This is a genomic window from Acidisoma sp. 7E03, assembly GCF_054665075.1.
This window is the reverse complement of the sequence record NZ_BAAFHE010000015.1, coordinates 21,575-38,443: the sequence shown is the minus strand read 5'-3', so window position 1 is coordinate 38,443 and position 16,869 is coordinate 21,575. Positions and strand designations below refer to the sequence as shown.

General features: G+C 62.7%; 14 protein-coding genes. 8 read left to right on the top strand and 6 right to left on the bottom strand.

Features of this window, described 5'->3' with window-relative positions; all coding sequences use genetic code 11:
* Window position 1: 1 nt before the first annotated feature.
* Both ACYQ6W_RS19635 and ACYQ6W_RS19630 read right to left on the bottom strand, forming a co-directional pair.
* Complete coding sequence (locus ACYQ6W_RS19635) at window positions 2–769, bottom strand: hypothetical protein (RefSeq protein WP_459677705.1); 768 nt, start codon at window positions 767–769, stop codon at window positions 2–4.
* A gap of 390 nt (window positions 770–1,159) precedes the next feature.
* Window positions 1,160–1,630, bottom strand: a complete 471-nt coding sequence (locus ACYQ6W_RS19630; RefSeq protein WP_459677704.1) for a hypothetical protein — start codon at window positions 1,628–1,630, stop codon at window positions 1,160–1,162.
* Between the two features lie 400 nt (window positions 1,631–2,030).
* On the opposite strand from ACYQ6W_RS19630, the gene ACYQ6W_RS19625 reads away from it, so the two are divergent.
* The 8 genes from ACYQ6W_RS19625 to ACYQ6W_RS19590 all read left to right on the top strand — a co-directional run bounded on the left by ACYQ6W_RS19625 (window position 2,031) and on the right by ACYQ6W_RS19590 (window position 10,154).
* Window positions 2,031–2,789, top strand: a complete 759-nt coding sequence (locus tag ACYQ6W_RS19625; RefSeq protein ID WP_459677702.1) for a response regulator — start codon at window positions 2,031–2,033, stop codon at window positions 2,787–2,789.
* Between the two features lie 10 nt (window positions 2,790–2,799).
* Window positions 2,800–3,318, top strand: coding sequence for a helix-turn-helix domain-containing protein (locus ACYQ6W_RS19620; protein WP_459677700.1), 519 nt, complete (start codon window positions 2,800–2,802; stop codon window positions 3,316–3,318).
* A complete protein-coding gene (locus ACYQ6W_RS19615) occupies window positions 3,284–4,045 on the top strand; it encodes a methyltransferase domain-containing protein (RefSeq protein WP_459677698.1) in 762 nt (253 codons plus the stop codon). Before ACYQ6W_RS19620 ends, ACYQ6W_RS19615 begins: the two co-directional genes overlap by 35 nt.
* A gap of 4 nt (window positions 4,046–4,049) precedes the next feature.
* On the top strand, window positions 4,050–4,559 hold the full coding sequence (locus tag ACYQ6W_RS19610) for a putative pterin-binding protein (protein WP_459677697.1): 510 nt from the start codon (window positions 4,050–4,052) through the stop codon (window positions 4,557–4,559).
* Between the two features lie 199 nt (window positions 4,560–4,758).
* Complete coding sequence (locus ACYQ6W_RS19605; protein ID WP_459677696.1) at window positions 4,759–6,720, top strand: hybrid sensor histidine kinase/response regulator; 1,962 nt, start codon at window positions 4,759–4,761, stop codon at window positions 6,718–6,720.
* The gene (locus tag ACYQ6W_RS19600; RefSeq protein ID WP_459677694.1) at window positions 6,717–7,100 is read left to right on the top strand and encodes a hypothetical protein; all 384 of its coding nucleotides are present in this window, start codon (window positions 6,717–6,719) and stop codon (window positions 7,098–7,100) included. Before ACYQ6W_RS19605 ends, ACYQ6W_RS19600 begins: the two co-directional genes overlap by 4 nt.
* Before the next feature lie 79 nt (window positions 7,101–7,179).
* Window positions 7,180–7,953: a DNA/RNA non-specific endonuclease gene (locus ACYQ6W_RS19595; RefSeq protein ID WP_459677693.1), complete on the top strand. Its 774-nt coding sequence runs from the start codon at window positions 7,180–7,182 to the stop codon at window positions 7,951–7,953.
* A 122-nt stretch (window positions 7,954–8,075) separates the two neighbouring features.
* Window positions 8,076–10,154 (top strand): ATP-dependent helicase, encoded by a 2,079-nt coding sequence (locus ACYQ6W_RS19590; RefSeq protein WP_459677692.1) that lies wholly within the window; start codon window positions 8,076–8,078, stop codon window positions 10,152–10,154.
* A gap of 489 nt (window positions 10,155–10,643) precedes the next feature.
* Here the strand turns inward: ACYQ6W_RS19590 and ACYQ6W_RS19585 are convergent, their stop codons facing one another.
* From ACYQ6W_RS19585 to ACYQ6W_RS19570, 4 genes are all read right to left on the bottom strand, one after another.
* Window positions 10,644–11,183 (bottom strand): GNAT family N-acetyltransferase, encoded by a 540-nt coding sequence (locus tag ACYQ6W_RS19585; protein ID WP_459677691.1) that lies wholly within the window; start codon window positions 11,181–11,183, stop codon window positions 10,644–10,646.
* Window positions 11,184–11,442: 259 nt separating this feature from the next.
* Window positions 11,443–14,703, bottom strand: coding sequence for an error-prone DNA polymerase (locus ACYQ6W_RS19580; protein WP_459677690.1), 3,261 nt, complete (start codon window positions 14,701–14,703; stop codon window positions 11,443–11,445).
* Entirely contained in the window at window positions 14,700–16,202 is a 1,503-nt protein-coding gene (locus tag ACYQ6W_RS19575) for a Y-family DNA polymerase (RefSeq protein WP_459677688.1), read from the bottom strand. The genes ACYQ6W_RS19580 and ACYQ6W_RS19575 overlap by 4 nt, the downstream gene beginning before the upstream one ends.
* Window positions 16,199–16,858: an ImuA family protein gene (locus ACYQ6W_RS19570; protein WP_459677687.1), complete on the bottom strand. Its 660-nt coding sequence runs from the start codon at window positions 16,856–16,858 to the stop codon at window positions 16,199–16,201. Before ACYQ6W_RS19570 ends, ACYQ6W_RS19575 begins: the two co-directional genes overlap by 4 nt.
* Window positions 16,859–16,869 lie beyond the last annotated feature (11 nt).

Below are 16,869 nucleotides of genomic sequence, written 5' to 3'. Positions count from 1 at the left end.
CTCAGCTCCCCAAAGAAGCGACGAAGCTCGCGGCATTCGCCGGCAACCCGTCGAGGTGGGCCGCGGAACCATCGGATTTCTGCCACCAAAACATCGGGGTCCCCTTGAGGCCCAAGGCATGGGCGATCGCCATGTTGTTGGCGAGCCGTGCCCCGGCCGCAGGATCCGGGGCGTTCGTCTCACCGCCTGCCTGCCAGGCCGCTGCAATCTGGTCTGGCGGGTCGCTCAGCAGCGCCAACGCGCTGCGCGTGCTCTGCCCCTGGTCCTCGTAGTCCAGCACGGCGAGCGGGACGATCGCGATTTGGAGCTTGCCCGCCTGCACGTAGGGCTGAAGTTCCTGATAGGCCCTGATCGAGTAAATGCACTGCGGGTCCATCAACATGAACACCTTTGGCGCAGTGGAAGACCCAATCGTGCCGTAGGTTGCCTTCTGGAGAAGCTGAAGTGCCTGACCGTCGCCCGCCGGCTGCCCATTCGCGGTCCCGACTTCGATTGTTGGAACTGCACCTGGGATCTGAGCGACCTGCTGGCGCGTTACGTCCTTGCCCGAGGCATCCCACATCACGCCCGGGATCAAGCCAGTGCCGTCCGGGGTGGCATAGAAAACCTGAAACTGCTCCCCGCTTCTGACGAAGTAGCCTCGCAAACCATGCGATTGGCCGACATCGGTGATGTTATCGGCAGCAACCGTTTGCAATTGACCGAGCGAGAGATCGATGGGCAGGCCCGATACCCCGGCTTCCCCATCCGGCGACACCTCGAAAAGCATGAACTGCGACCCGCTCCGCGCCGCGATGGTACGGAGCCCATGAATGGCACCAAGATCTCGCACTTCGGCGCCAGCGGCCGCGACGTGCCGCGCGAAGGGTATCTGAGACAATGACGCCGGGAGCGTGCCAGCTGCCGATGGTGTGGTAGCAGAAGGAGGTTGATTCGTGCCCGGCGCTTCCGGTCTGCCGGGCGCCATGGCGGCATGCTCCGAGGTCGTCGGCGCCGCCGTGCTTCTCATAGGCTGGGGCCCCGGCACTGCACAGACGGGCGCCGCGGCAAATGCGGGCGTTGCGAGGAAGATGGAAAGTCCTACTGTCCAGCGCATGAGAGTGCTCCTTCGTGAGGAGACCAATCTGACTGGAGAGTTTGCGAATGGCGCGCTTCGTGATCAGCCGAGGTCGCGACGGCCGACTATGTAGGCTGGCACGCTTGCGGCAGCATCCATCAACCAGCGCGCAGGATTGCTCCTGGGCGTGGCTCTCTCCACGTCGGTCGTCGTCTCATCGAGGTTCTCAGCGGCTTTCAGAAGGCCAATCGCCTCTTGCAAGATCTGCATCAGCAAACCCGAGAACGTGGAGTCCTCAGGGCCAATCCAGCCTTCCAATTCCACAAAAATGTCCCGTTTGACTTCCAGCGCCGCGACACTCGCCGCAGGTGCTGCAACCAATGCCTGTAACGCAGCTAGTCGGGCGGCCGCCGCGCGTCCGTAGTCAGGGTCTACCGTCCGGTCTTCCAGGAAGGCCGCCATGCACCGCATCTGCGCCGCGGTAACGGCGCGTGCGGCCTTCAGCACTGCAGCGTCGCCCCTTTCAAATGGCGCCCCAACGATCCTTTCATCGCCTGGCACCATCCGCTCCATGCGGCTTAGGCTCTCGCCAACGCTCCCCATCTCGCTCCCCTTGCCCCATCTCGGCTATCCCCGATGTGAGGGATAGATTCCTCTTCTCCCGCAACATGAAGCCGAGATCGTCGTCACCTCATGCACAGCCATAAGCGACGCCAAGCGGATCGCGTGCTGAACAAAGGCAAATCAACCTGTTGCATCGACATCGGTCGAAACCTTGACAAATGCAATCAATGCCCCCGATTTCGTAAGACAAGTTGTTAACCCGAGAGGTTAGCCGCTGCAACGCGATGGGGTTCACATCTTTTTGAGGAGCTAGCTGCGCAGATTTCCTTCGCAAAGGTTGCATCGTGAAACGCCTCTGGGCGAAAACCCACTCATTGGCGAGGACACCGGCTCTGAAGTGGAGAGAAGTGTGGATGTTCGACCAACCGTGATTGTTGCTGACGACAATCGCACCAACCTATTGATCGTTGAGCGCTCGTTGTCGGTCGCAGGATTTGACACGGTCAGGATGTCGTCGGGCGAGGACGTAGTTGAACGGTTTCAGTCGGGTAAACCCTTTGATGCCGCTGTCATCGACGTCTTCATGCCTGGGATAGGCGGCCAGGATGCGGTTTCCCTCATTCGCAAGGAAGAGAGCCAGTCTCAGCGCCACACGCGCGTGCCTCTGATTCTGATGTCGGGTGATGACTCGCCATCCCTCCGTGACGAGGCTTATCAGGTTGGTGCCGATGCCTTTCTCACGCACCCGCTCCCGGAAGGCGCACTTGCTGCGGCGGTTCGACATCTAATCCGCATGCAGAAGCAGAACCATCCGGACCAGAAAGGCCTCCGACTGCTCCCCGATGCTCACAGCAGTATCCTGCGGATGGTCGACAATGAGGAACTGCTCGCTGCTTGGAAGGCAGATGTGGACAGTGCTCTTGGTTACATGACCGAGGCCGTCAAGTGCGGAGATGCGCAAGCATTTCGCGAACAGCTTCGCAGTCTGAGTAGCGCGAGCCTGAGCTTCGGCGGCGTGAACATTCGCGAGTTCTATGACATCGCGAATGACTTTCACCCGAGGTATTTCTCGACCACCGGCCCCATCATCCTTCGTTGCCTTGAAGATGAACTTCAACAGCTAACCCGTGCGTTGGAAGAGTCCGTTGCCTGTAAAATCACGACTTAGAACCCCGGTGATGACTGACTTGGAAAAGGGCAGCCTGAATAGCTCGGACCGCGAGGCATCCGCGATCGACCTCGCAGTCGGTAGCAGACTGCGCAAGAAGCGTCGGGAACTCGAGTGGACCGGGGTGCAGCTCAGCGAGCGCCTCGGCGTTTCTTCCATGCAGATCAGCAAATACGAGCATGGAAAACATCGGATCCCCGCGGCGCGGCTGTATGAGATTGCAAGCATCTTCGGCGTCCCGATTGCCTACTTCTTTCAGGACCTCCCGCCCTGCAGCCAAACCGAGCTCGAGCCGTCCGCAAGCCCGACGGTCGCGGACGCGCAGGTGAAGCCGGTTGAGCCACCAGGGATAGCCGCCGCTGAACAATCAGTGCCGCCGGAACTGGAGGACCTCATAACCCTTGGTCGCCTTGCGGCCAGAATTGATGACCCGAAGGAGAAGGCTCTTATCCGACGCCTCCTGCAAAGGCTGCCTATCTTCCAAGGCGCCGCAGATGATGAAGAGGGGAAACCTGATGACCCAAGCTAAGATGGCTCCGATAGCCGGAGCGATCCCATTGCCTCGCGAAAAGCGCTTGTCGAACTTCGAGCGGTTTCAGCAGCCGACGGACCTCCTGCCGCAGACTATTGCGGAGTTGCCCCATGGTGCCTTCGTCGTCGACTATGGGTGTTTCAACTGGACGGTGGCGGCACTTGCGAGCTCCCTCGGGCGTACGGACCTGGACATTGTTGGTGTAGATCCATTCGGCGAACCGCCGGGACGTCCAGAAAATGCGCGTTTTATGCGGCTCGCGGGCTTGGCGGCGTCGCTGCCACTGCGCGGCGCGGATTTGCTCGTCGCTTCCAACGTGCTGGAACACTGTCCGGATGGAGTGGCTGTGTTCGGCACATGGGTCGAAGCCGTTCGGCCGGGAGGGCTGATCTACGTCGAAGCTCCGAGTGAGGATACACTGCTACTCTCAAGCGATCCGGACGTTGAAGGCCAGGGCTATAACAGCTTCTGGGATGACCCGACGCATATTCGGCCTTGGCCTCCCGCCGCGCTCTACCGTCTTGCTCTCTCCTGGGGCGCAAAGCCCGAACACTGCTTCTACGCGGTGTGCGACGGAAACCATAGCGGGGTCGCCCTGGTTCGCCGGGTCTCGAACAACCGCCCGGTCTATCGATACGTGACGCTCAAGGGTGTTCCCCGTGGCGCCAATGCCGCTCTCGCTCACGTGGAGCGTGTCGCACAAGGGCAGTTTTTGGGACAATAGGAACATGCTTGCTCGACGGGGTTTTTTGTCCGCGTTCGTTGCGGCCGCCTCGCTCGCGCGTGGCTTCGCTCCGCGCACGGCCGATGCCGACACCGTAACCGCGCCGACAGGACCGATCCTTGAAATCACTGGGAAGATCGCCCATTCGCCCCAGTCCTTCGACCTCGCGGCTCTGAAGGCGATTGGCGACGCCAGCTTCAAGACAGGCACGCCTTGGGATGCTGGGAAAAGTGTGTTCGAAGGCGTGCCAATGGATGCCTTGATGCAAAAGGTCGTATGCACCGGACAGCACGTGCGCGCTTACGGCCTTGACGACTACTTTGTCGAGCTTCCCGTTTCTGATTTCCATCAGTATGGCGTGCTTCTCGCCTATAAGCGGGACGGCTCCTACCTCAACGTTGTCGATCGCGGGCCTCTCTGGATCGTTTACCCCTTTGATTCCAGGCCGATCCTCAACAACAACCTCTATTATGGCCGCAGCGTTTGGCAGCTACAGCGTCTTGACATCTCCTAAGGATTCCCCCACCCGCAAGCGCCGCAGAAGCCGACTTCGCTGGACCCTCGCGACAGCGGCAACGCTTTTGCTAGTGGGTTCGGGCATATCGTCGTATCTCGTCGTACGGCAATATCACGCCGTTCATCGAGCGAATGCATACGAACTCGGCGCAGACGCAAGCCAGGCCGCAATCGAAGTCTACCGCCTCGAGTCTATCGTGGCACTCCATGTGGCTCATCTGCCGGGTGGATCATTGGCAGAATTGAATCTATGGGCGCAAATCCTAGAGGGACGCGCCAAGGAGCTGATGGGTCCGCAGTACACACAAATCGCGGCGTCTGATCCCGCTCAGATCAAGGTGATCCAGGATCTGTTTGCAGCGAGTAAGCTTGTTCGACAACTCATTCCGCACGTCTATGAGCCGAACGTCTCAGCCAAGATCATCGACATTCTTGAAGAGTTCAGACATAAAGTTACGCGGTATGCGAGCTTTTTCTACAGCTCCGTCGATACGAATATGCAGGCAGCGTTCGTGGAGCTGACAAAGCTCTTCGAGATCGCCTTCCTCGTAAACGTCGCCTTTTTTTTGGTGCTCGCTTGGCTTCTTTGGGTCATTTGGCGCGATGAGCGAATCACGCGAGAAGCATTGGTGGCGAACGAGGCTTTAAGCGCCGACAACAGATCCAAGACAATGATGATCGCCGGCGTCAGTCATGAAATACGCACGCCTCTCACGTCTCTCCTTGGGGTCAACGAGCTTTTGGCACGGAGCGCACTTAACCAGGAGCAGAAGGAGATGCTTGCTACCGCTTCGGCAGCTGGTCGCAATCTCCTTTCACTCGTGAACGGCATGCTTGACTTCGGAAAGATCGAGGCAGGTGGACTGACTCTGAAATCCGCGTCTTTCAATCTTCCGAGACTTTTGACGCAGATCGTATCCATTAACCGCACGGTCTATGACGAAAAGCAGGTAAGTCTCAATCTCTTCGTCGGAAGCGAAGTTCCACCGATGGTCGTCGGCGACGAGGCACGGCTGACGATCATCATCAACAATCTCCTCGCGAACGCTGTGAAATTTACATCATCAGGCGGCAGCGTCGGCTTGACCGTTGGGCAGGAGAAAGTGAGCATTGCCGGCGAGAGCATCTTGCTGTTCGAGGTTGCCGACACCGGCATTGGCATCGCTCCAGAAGCGATCGACAAGGTCTTCGGCACCTTCACACAGGCTGACTCCACGATTGTTGACAAATACGGTGGAGCGGGCCTCGGCCTTGCCACCTGCAGAGCGCTAGTCCGCCTCCACGGTGGAGAAATCGGTGTCAGGAGCGAGGTCGGGCAGGGTAGCACCTTCTGGGTCCGTCTACCCCTGCCGTTAGGAGCAGAATCCTCCGATCAACCCCAAAAACGCTTGCGGTTTGCCGCCGTGGATCCGGAGAGATGGCTCACTTCAGGTCTTCGCCAGCAATTGCGTCTCGCGGGGGCGACGCTTGATGCCGTCGAGGCTCCCATCTCCCCTAGCCTTGTCGCAGAGCGATGGGATGCATTGCTTGTCGACGATCAGGTCCTCAGACACTGCCAGGATAGCAAAAGCGAAACTGTGGACGCGCTGTCGCGCACACGACCGATTGTCATCGTCGCCGACTCAGTGAAACTGCCGGACGTTGCGTACCGGATGTGCTTCTCCGCCCTTTCACCAGCGGCAGACGACGAAGATGTTCGGCGCATGGTTCGCTTGATCTCCTCTCGCACTGTCAGATTCGGCTTCACTCCGAGCGAGCGGGGCCACGAGATAGAGCCGTCCCATATCCTCTTGGCCGACGACAACGCGATAAATAGAGCCGTCATCACCAAATTCCTGGAGCAGGGCGGTCATGCGGTGACCGACGTGGACACGGGGCGAGCCGCCGTAGACGCGCTGAGCTCTCTTCATTTCGACCTTGCCATCTTGGATATCAATATGCCCGAGATGAATGGTCTTGAAGCTGCTGCGGCATATCGAGCAGCGACGCCAGAAGACCAGAGAATCCCGCTGCTTGCACTCACCGCGGATCCATCGGAAGAAACCCTCGGCCGCTGCCTCGATGTGGGTTTTGTTGCGCGTCTTGTCAGGCCAATTAGTGGCGAGGACTTGCTCGATGCCGTCCGCCATTGGATGAGCAAGGAACGAGCGATGCCATGACCGCGGATTCGGTGCTTGACGTCCAGCTCATTGAGCGTCTCCGCCGTGCGTTCAATGACGACGGTCTTCTGACCCTCATCGACGAGTATGTCACCAGCGGGATGGACTGGCTTTTTAAATTGAACGACGCGCTTGACACCCGCGATTGTCAGCGCGCCCGCTTCTGCGTTCATGGCTTGCGAAGCCCTTCGCTTTCCATAGGTGCCCGAAGAGTGGCCGAGCTTGCGACTGTCGATAGCACCGCGGATAATTTCTGGGACGCCGTGCAAGAGGTCGCCCGCCTGGGGCCGAGCGAGTTGGACGCGTTTCGTAACAAAGCCGCTCAGCTAATCGGCACAAGCAGAACACACGGCGTCCGCGATGACACGGCTCGACGCTGAAGATGACGAGCCGACTAACTTTCTGCCACCCATGGTTCGACAGTGTCGTCGCGAGGCCTCTGGTGCGTGAGGTAGCGTGATGCGTCTCTTCCAACTGGTTGTCGTCTGGATACTTCTCGTGCTTCCAGCCACGGCCAGTGCAGGTGACTGCTCCCGGCTCTTTCTCGATGGAAAGCCACCGACCACGAGCGCCCAGCAGCCGGGGCGGCGGACAGAGATCTGCTTTACCGCCTTCGCGGCCCTCGTCTCGGGCGTGGCGCGCGATCCCATTTGGTCAGCCGAGCACCTGTCGGCCCGATATGCCCGGCGGGCGCCGCATACGCCGCGGGCAGGCTCGTTCCATCCCGAGCAAATGCTTTCCGCAGAGGATCGCGCATATCCGCGCGACTATGACCATGGCTGGGATAGAGGCCACATGACGCCGGCGGGCGACGTCGCGAGCCGACGAGCCAAGGATGAGACCTTCTCCATGGCGAATGTCGTGCCACAAGCGCCCGCTTTGAACCGCGGCATCTGGGAAGGGATTGAAAGCGCGGTGCGCCGCCTCGCGGAGCGCGACGGTGAACTTTACATGGTGACTGGCCCCTGGCTCCGTCCGGGCGACGCGTGGACACAGAATGGGCGGGTGCAGATACCGGGCGCGACCTGGAAAGCCATCTATGACCCGAGCACACGCCGATCGGGTGCCTGGATTTGCACCAACAGCATGTCGCCAGATTGCCGTATCGTCTCGATCGCCACGCTTAGCCACTTGGTCGGCGTTGATCCCTTCCCTGCATTGTCGCCGACGGAAGCCGCAGTGCCTCCTGATCTACCGACGCCAGAGCCCAGCCGCTACTGGCCGCCGCGTTGAAGGTGGCACCAGCCGAGGCTCCGACGGCCCCATCGTCTACCGCGTTAGCCTGACGAGTGCCCTTGTGAACAAAACAAGAAACATGCTTGATTAGCGGTCCCTTCTGCTCCGGTTGCTCATAGATGCCCCTCGATTATCTCGCCAAACTCAATCCAGAGCAGCGTCAGGCCGTCGAACATGGTGTGCCGGCAGGGGGGGAGGCAAGTGGCATGACGGCAAGACCACTTCTCGTGATCGCTGGCGCGGGGTCCGGCAAGACCAACACCCTGGCACATCGCGTCGCCCATCTGATCGTCAATGGGGCTGATCCTCGCCGCATCCTGCTGATGACCTTCTCTCGTCGGGCTGCGTCCGAGATGACGCACCGGGTTGAAGGCATTTGCGGGAAGGTGCTCGGCGCCAAGGCCGGGGTGATGACGGATGCGCTGACCTGGGCGGGCACCTTCCACGCGATCGGCGCCAAGCTGCTGCGGGAATACGCGGAGCAGATCGGATTGCAGCCCAACTTCACCATCCATGACCGAGAAGACTCGGCGGATCTGATGAACCTGCTCCGCCATCAGCTGGGCTTCTCCCAGACCGAGAGCCGCTTCTCGACGAAGGCTACCTGCTTGTCCATCTACTCCCGGGCCATCAACGCTGAGATGCCGCTCGCTACGGTGCTGCAGGCGCACTTCCCCTGGTGCGGCGCCTGGGAGGCGCAGCTCCGGGATTTGTTCGCGACCTATGTGGAAGCGAAGCAAGCCCAAGGGGTACTCGATTACGACGACCTCCTCCTCTATTGGGCACAGATGGTCGGCGATCCCGCCCTGGCGGCGCATATCGGCGATCGGTTCGATCATGTGTTGGTGGACGAGTATCAGGACACCAACCGGCTTCAGTCGAGCATCCTGCTCGCGTTGAAGCCTGGAGGCGCCGGCCTGACGGTTGTGGGCGATGACGCACAGTCGATTTACGCCTTTCGCGCGGCGACGGTGCGGAACATCCTCGACTTCCCGGCACAGTTCAGCCCGCCAGCGACCGTCATCACCCTGGACCGGAATTATCGCTCCACCCAACCCATCCTAGCCGCGGCCAATGGGATCATTGGCCTGGCTGCCGAGCGCTTCACGAAGAACCTCTGGACCGATCGGCAGTCGGCTGAGCTGCCCATGTTGGTCAGTGTGCGGGATGAGGCAGACCAGGCACGCTTCGTGGCGGAACGTGTGCTGGATAATCGCGAGGGTGGGACGGACCTGAAACAGCAGGCGGTCTTATTCCGCACTTCCAGCCACAGCGGCCCACTCGAGATCGAACTGACGAGACGCAACATTCCCTTCGTGAAGTTCGGCGGCCTCCAGTTTCTAGATGCGGCGCATGTGAAGGATCTGCTGGCATTGCTCCGGTTTGCCGAAAATCCGCGCGACCGCGTGGCCGGCTTCCGCGTCCTCCAGCTGCTCCCCGGCGTGGGGCCGGCCTCCGCGCAGCGCGTCCTTGACGCCATGGCTGCTCAGGTGGACCCGATCGGCTCGCTCGCCGCGATCGCGCCGCCTCCTCGAGCGGGAGAGGCGTGGACGGACCTTGTCCAACTGCTCCTGCGGTCGCGCTCGGCAAATCCAGTCTGGCCGGCGGAGATAGGCGCGGCGCGCCTTTGGTATCTGCCGCATCTCGAGCGCATGCATGAGGATGCGGAGGTCCGGCACGCTGACTTGCTACAGCTTGAGCAGATCGCCGCTGGCTATCCGTCACGTGCACGCTTTTTGACCGACCTGACCCTTGACCCGCCGGATGCCACGAGCGACCAGGCGGGTGTGCCGCTCCTGGACGAGGATTACTTGATCCTCTCGACGATCCACTCCGCCAAGGGCCAGGAATGGAAGTCGGTTTTCGTGCTGAACGTAGTTGACGGCTGCATGCCGTCGGATCTCGGCACCGGCACGACAGCGGAGATCGAAGAGGAGCGCCGTTTGCTCTATGTCGCAATGACGCGGGCCAAGGACACGCTGCACCTGGTCACCCCGCATCGCTTCTTCACCTACGGCCAACCGACCCTCGGAGACCGGCACGTTTACGCCTCTCGCTCGCGCTTCATTCCCGCCAGCCTGCTACCGTTGTTCGAGCAGATGAATTGGCCAGTGCTTGCGACCCAAGTCGCACGGCAGGCTGCCCTCAGCCAGGTCAAGATCGACATCGGTGCGCGCATGCGCAGCATGTGGCGCTGACAAGACGCGCTCATCCAGGTCAGAACCGCGCCCACTGCTGCGACGATGGTGATTTCGCCCCCTAATTTTTGGATTACGCGCGGCTGCCGGCTTCAGCCCTTTGACAGCACTGAATTTGCGAGCGGTCACGGTAACCGCGCACGAAAGGTGCGTATAAAGCGCTTTTTTGGTAGTCAGACGAGATGGCCTCAAATGATGATTTGGGGGAGCCTCTGACGGCCAGCCAGAATCGGTCCTATTGTAAATCGCAGTCCACAACGATACCGGAACGCCGGGTATCGACCCATTGCGGGCGCTCGTTCTAGCGGTGACAGCACCCGAAAGCTGTCATTGTTATTGGACGTCGCGCATCTCTGTCGCAAGAGATCGTATCCAGCGACAATGATGTGCGACGTGAGAACATCATATGGCCTCTGAACGACGAGGATGTCGCATAATTCACAGCAAGCGCGACAACCTCTGTCTCGCCCGTTGGCAGCAGCCCATCAGCTATCCCTGTTTCAACCTAGCGAACATAACACTCGGGCCGGCTACTTCACCGAGTTGCGGCCGCGCAACCCAATTAGCGAGCGTCGCCTCCGCCATCAGTCCCACCTTCGCTAGCACTCTGGCGGATGCAACGTTGTCCGGGTGGCACGTCGCCCATAAGCGATAAATAGATTGTTGCTCCATCGTCCAATCTGCGATCACTTTCGCAGCTTCCGTTGCGAAACCCCGCCCCCAGAAAGACTTTCCTATGATGTAGCCAAAGTCGGCCTTCGGCGGGGAGAGACGAAGTTCTATCACCCCCATAAACTTCATCGGTTGCTTCGCAAAGATCGCCCAGGGAAAGGCGGCGCCGGAAGCCCAGCATCGAACGCAGCGTTCTGTGAATGCCTCAGACTCAGCTAACTCCCGGTGTCGAGGGAAGTCCATATAGCGAGTTGGCTCCTCCTCGCCTGCGTAAGTCTCAAAGATCAGTGTCGCGTCGTCATGCTCTACCGGACGAAGATATAGACGTTCGGTCTCGAATGAGGTCGGAGGATGCATGGGCCTCACCATATCAACCGATAAATTCTGCGGCAATTGTGCGTCCGCTTTGGTGCGGTCGCTTCACAAGGACCATTGGCCGCTTTGGGTCAATTTCGTCTGTCGCGAGTGTCAGGATTCATGCGACAGTCTTAGCCTTTGGGATAGGTCCGCTTTTTCCGCCAGGTTGCTCCCAAGCTGACCGACAGGAATCCCCCCAACCTCGACATTGCCGAGGTGCCTGCGTCGCCCTCGCCGGAAGCTGGGGAGATGAACGCGCTCAGTGAAAATCTCGACTGCGTGGGAAGGCGTATGAGGGTCCCCCGCGCACGGGTGGCTGGGTTGATTCTCCCTGGTCAGCGGCACGATCCGCGCTCTGATTGAGACGAGTCAGCAGGTCGCTGCGATCGAGCAGCTTGCGGCAGATCAGATGGGTGATCGGCACTTCGGAATGCTCCGTCTCCTGCTCGATGCGGCCCTCTGCCACCATGAGCTTTGCCCCGATCAGCGCGGCGCGATCGCGCTGGCCGATATTTGCGTAGACGACCAGGTTGGCGATCCCGAACTCGTCTTCCAGCGTCAAGAAGACGATGCCCTTCGCGGTGCCGGGCCGCTGGCGCATCAGGACAAGGCCGGGCAAGCGGATCGATGTCCCGGGGCGGGCGGAGTTGAGCCGGCGAGTGTCGTGATAGCCGAGGGCGGCCAGTTTCGGCCGCAGCACCGAAAGCGGGTGGGCCCGCAGTGAGAGACCCGTCGCGGCAAAGTCGGTGACGATCGCCTGGCCGGAGGTTTCGGAGGGCAGATCCGCTGCAGGCTCCGGCAGCAGAGGGGTGTCGCTGACGGTGTTCTCGACCAGGCGCAGCAGCGGCGGGATGTGTCGCTCCACCGCTTTCGCATCCCACATGGCCGATCGCCGGCCTTGGCCTAGGCTCGCGAAGGCGTCCGCTTCGGCCAGTGCCTCGATCGCGCGGCGGCCGACGCCCGTTCGCCGCGACACATCCTCCACCGAACCATAGGGCACGCCGTTGCCCGTCCGGCGGGCCTTGACGATGAGGCGCCCATCCTCCTCCGGAAGCCCCGCCACCAGGCGGAGGCCAAGGCGCAGAGCGTGGTCGTCCGCGCTGGTCGGTTCGCGCTCCAGCGTGGAATCCCAGTCGCTCACATTGATGTCGACCGGCCGTACCTCGACGCCGTGCTTCCGAGCATCCTCGACGAGCTGCGCCGGGGCATAGAAGCCCATGGGCTGGCTGTTCAGGATCGCCGCCGCGAAGACCGCGGGGTGATGGCATTTGAGCCAGGAGGAGGCATAGGCGAGATGGGCGAAGCTCGCCGCATGGCTTTCCGGAAAGCCATAGGAGCCGAACCCCTCGATCTGCTTGAAGACGCGCTCCGCAAGCTCTGGATCGTAGCCGCGGCGGACCATGCCGCCGATGACTTTCTCCCGGTACGCGCTCACCCCGCCGGTATGCTTGAAGGTTGCCATGGCGCGCCGCAGTCTGTCCGCCTCGTCCGGCGTGAAACCTGCGGCGACCACGACGAGCCGCATCGCCTGCTCTTGGAAGAGTGGCACGCCGAGCGTGCGGCCGAGGACGTTCTTGAGTTCATCCGCAGGCCCATGCTCGGGGCTCGGCTTGGGATAGACGGGCTGTTCCAGGCCCCATCGCCTGCGCAGATACGGGTGGACCATGTCACCCTGGATCGGGCCGGGACGGATGATCGCCACCTGTACGACCAAATCATAAAATACCTCGGGCCGGAGGCGCGGCAGCATCGCCATCTGCGCCCGGCTCTCGACCTGGAAGACGCCGACGGAATCCGCCCGCCGCAGCATGGCATAGGTCTCGGGGCAATCACGGGGCACGCCGGCGAGATCCAGGTCGCGTCTATGATGCAGGCGCATTAGCTCGAAGCTCCGCCGCAGGCAGGATAGCATGCCGAGGGCGAGGATATCGACTTTCAGCAGCTGCAGCGCGTCGACGTCGTCCTTATCCCACTCGAGTACCGTGCGACCGGCCATCGCCGCGTTGCCGATGACGGCCATCTCCGTCAGTGGTCCCCGGCTCATGACGAAGCCGCCGACATGGGTGGCCAGGTGGCGTGGGAAGTCCTGGATCTCGGCCGCAAGCTCCAGGGTCATCGACAGCCGACGATCCGAGAGATCGAGCCCCTCCTGCTGCGCGAGATCGGCGAGGCTGTCATCTCGGCCCGGGCCCCATCCCGCCTTGGCCAGCCGGCCCGTCACGTCCTCCGATAGCCCCAGCGCTTTGCCCACTTCGCGAATGGAGCTTCGGCCGCGATAGCGGATGACGGTGCCAACGATTGCCGCTCGGTCCCGGCCATAGCGATCGTAGATGTGCTGGATGACCTCCTCGCGCCGCTCATGCTCGAAATCCACGTCGATGTCAGGCGGCTCGTTGCGCGACGCCGAGACGAAGCGTTCGAACAGCAGGTCGTGCTTGGAGGGATCGACGGCGGTAATCCCGAGCACGTAGCAGATCGTCGAATTGGCGGCAGAGCCGCGCCCCTGGCATAGGATGCCCTTACTCCGCGCGAAACGCACCACCTCGTCGACGGTCAGGAAGTACGCGGCGTAGTCGAGTTGTTCGATCAGCGTCAGCTCATGATCGATGCGGGCTTGGATGTCCGCCGGCACACCCTCCGGCCAACGCCTGGTGGCGGCCTCGTGCACGCGATCGGTGAGCGTCGCGAGGGGTGGGCGCCCGGGCTCCAGGATCTCATCCGGATATTCATGGCGCAGCTCGTCGAGCGAGAAGCCGCGCCCAGCTTCGAGCACGCGAAGGGTGTTCGCAAGAGCTTCCGGATGATCCTGAAACAGGTGGTTCATCTCGACCATGCCTTTGAGGCAGCGCTCGCCGTTGCGCTCGGCGGCAAAGCCGATGCGATCGACCGGACACCCGAGACGGATGGCCGTCAGCACGTCGGCCAGCCGGCGCCGATCGGGATGATGAAAGCGCGGATCCGTCGTCGCCAGGAGCCCGCCGCCTGCGACGGTCGCCATTCGCTGGAGGATGGCGAGGCGTCGTTGATCCGCGCCATCGAGGAGGATCGGCGCCGTGCAGAAGAGCGGCCGCGCCAGACGGTCTCGCAGATCGGCCGCATCCTCTGCCAGCCGTGCGGCGAAGGGGGCATCCGGCGCTGCAGGGGAAACCGCGGCCATCGCCCATCCCTGGGCGTGCTCCAACATCTCCGCGCGGGTGATCTCGCAGGTGCCTTTGGGCGCCCGCATCCGTCCGAGGGACAGCAGGCGCGTCAAGCGCCCATAGCTCGCGCGGTCGGTGGGCCAGACGAGATAGGCCGCGCCATCCTGCAGAACGAGACGGGTGCCGACAATGAAGGGGAGGCCAATCTCCTTCGCTGCGGCATGGCCGCGCACAACCCCCGCCAGGCTGTTCGTGTCGCAGATGCCGATCCCCGCATGCCCGAGCGCCGCGGCGGTCGCCACTATCTCGGCCGGGTGGCTGGCGCCATCCAAAAAGGTGAAGTTTGTCCGCGCCCCGACTTCGGCGAAGCCGATGCTCATGGGAGGTAGCCGTGCAGGAACCAGCGCAGCGGCCGATCCGGCCGCAGGGCCGCGATCCTGCCGATCCAGAGACGCGTGCCGGAGGCAAGTTCCACGCGGTAGTAGTCCCGGCCGCTGCGACGCTCCGGGTCCTTCCACCACTCCGGCTCGATGCGCTCGGGCCCTTCGGCATGGGCCACGTCATGCACCGCCCCATTCAGGCGCAGCCGGAGCGGCGGGCCGGCCGGGATCTCAGCCAGGACCATCATTGGCACCGGCCGGTGCAAGAGGCGCACGGGCGCGGGAAGGGGCGACCGTGCCGGCAGATCGGGAACGGCGTCGAAGGGTGAAGCCCATGTCACCCCGCGTTCGGGCCAATGGCTTTCCACGGGCGCCGGCCGCCAGACAGGCAGCCGCTGCGCAAGACGATCGATCAGCTGTGCCAGCGCTTCGGCCCGCCCAGCTGAATCGAGCCCGTCTTCGGCAAGGCCTCGCTGATCCGCGATCATGTCATTCGTGGAACCCGCTTCGAGGCTCATCCGCTCGAACCCGAGATCCGGTTCGAGACGTTCGAGCTCGTTCGCGAAGAGGCGGCGCAGATGCGCCGGCGTGCGCGTCGGCAGGCCCGTGCCAACGGTGATCTCTTGCACCACCCGATCGACCCGGAAGGCGCGCAGCGTGACCTGGCGCGCGCCTTGGCCGGCATCGGCCAGCTGACGGCACAGGGGGTCGAGCAGCGCGTCGACCGCGACGTCAATCGCGAGACGGGTCACGATCGGCTCCAGAAACTCCACCGTCTCGACGAATTCTGGGGGCTGCCGGATAGAGGCGAGGAGCCGCGGCCGCGCGCCGGTCAGTGCGTCGAGCACATCCATGAGGCTCCGCCCGAAACGGCGCGCGAGGGGAGCCCGCGGTTGGCGCAACAGATCCCCGACGCGATGGAGACCGAGGCGGTTCAGAGCGACCAGGCAGTCCGCCGGCAGGCGGAGCGCTGCGAGGGGGAGGGGGCTGACGGCGGCGACATCGCCACCCGGTGATACAGTCAGGCCATCCATCCCGGCGCGGGAGAGGCTGGCGGCCGCTTCTGCGCCATCGGCGATGACGCCGGCGAGCGTGAGCCCGGACTGGCGGAGGTTCAAGGAGATCCGGTCGAGGAGAGCCGCCTCGCCGCCGAAGAGATGGCTGCAGCCGGTGACGTCGAGGATCAGGCCATCCGGCGCGTCGACGGCGGCGATCGGCGTGAAGCGGAGCGCCCAGAGCGCCAGCTGCTCCAGAAAGGCAGCATCTCCATCCGGGTCCGCGTCGCGCAGCACCAGGTCGGGATGAATTGCCTGCGCATCGGCCAGCGCCTGGCCGGCGCGAAGCGCGGTTCCCGGCGCATCGACAGAGGTCAGCAGCCGGCGATTGCCCTGCATCGCCCAGGTGGCGAGTGGACGCCCGGCAAGCGCCGGCTCCTGCCGCCGCACGCGGTCGGCCGCTAGCTGCGGGAAATGCAGGGCGAGATACCGACGCCCCCTCACGCGCGGTGTCCGGCAGCATTCCGGCGATCCGGGGCCGGCTGAAGAGGACGCAGCTCACGGCACTCTCGGTCCCAGGCGACCTGCCAGCGACCGGACCGGCCGCCGGCGCCACGGAGCAAGGTGACGTCCCATCCACGGGGGAAGGCGCCGAGGCGCCAGCGGCTGCGAGCGGCGGAAGGCGAGAGGCGATCGGTATCCGGCATGAGCAGCAGCCCGATCCCGCCCCCCGTCTCGGCCGCGATCTGCAGGCGCCGCCCCGCGACCAGATCGGGCGCGGGACCGTCGACCACGAGGACCGCGCCGGCGATGCCGCGCGAACGAAGGGATTCCTCGAAGGCCCAGAGCCCGTCTTTCAAGGACGTCGCTTTGACAAAGACAAGCTGGCCGGATGCGACGCCGAAGGCCGCGAGCCCGCCTGGCCAGAAATCTGGATTTCCGGAAATCCAGATAGACTCTCCGTGTGCTTGCCCCTGGACGCAGGCCGCGAAGCCGAGGGCTGCACCGGGATCCGCCACCAGGATCTCATGATAGGCGCCGCGCTGCAGGGTGAGATGAGGAAGATCGGGGCCGAGCGCGATGCCTGGCGCGGGCTGTGTCGCCTCGTGCCGCTCGAGGCGGGCGACGGCGGCTCTCAGAGCATCGAGATCCTGTGGCATGACATAGGATC